Origin of the sequence: Mesorhizobium sp. M7A.F.Ca.CA.002.09.1.1 (genome assembly GCF_003998555.1) — a bacterium.
In the GTDB taxonomy this organism is placed as follows: Bacteria; Pseudomonadota; Alphaproteobacteria; order Rhizobiales; family Rhizobiaceae; genus Mesorhizobium; species Mesorhizobium ciceri.
This window is the reverse complement of the sequence record NZ_RZRR01001582.1, coordinates 1-486: the sequence shown is the minus strand read 5'-3', so window position 1 is coordinate 486 and position 486 is coordinate 1. Positions and strand designations below refer to the sequence as shown.

Sequence of the window (486 nt, the reverse complement as noted above, 5' to 3'; positions counted from 1 at the left end):
GAACAGCGACGCCGCCGACACGCTGTTCGCCGCACGGGAGGACTTCTTCCGGGCCACGACCGTCCGTTTCTGCAAGCGGCATATCAGGCATATCCAGGCGCTCGCCGGCAACCTCGCCATCCATTCGCGCAGTTGGCTCCAGGGGCCGGATGTCGCAAGATGGTTCGGCGTCATCGGCTATGTCGAGCGCGGCCGGGAGAACGGCGCCACTTTGTTCGAGCTGCCGCCGGCTCGCATCGGCTAGGAAACCCTGGGCTGGTCAAGATCCCTTGCCGCAAACACCGCCACCCTCTCGCGATCGCCCGCACAGGTTCGTCGATGCGGGTCACCGTCTTCGGCTCCAGGATCCCTTGCTCGGCGGCCTTCTGAACTGCCTTAGCAAGCGGCTTGCGCCGGGCGCCGATTGGCGGGATGTTATGGGAGGGCAACCGGGGGGCAAACCGGCACGCCGAGACAGATATGGCTGCTGGAAATGTCACGAGCTTG

1 pseudogene is annotated in these 486 nt (G+C 65.2%); it reads left to right on the top strand.

Going from position 1 to position 486, the window contains the following annotated elements:
- Positions 1-244, top strand: a pseudogene (locus tag EN994_RS34775) (hypothetical protein); the annotation flags it as partial.
- Positions 245-486: the final 242 nt, after the last annotated feature.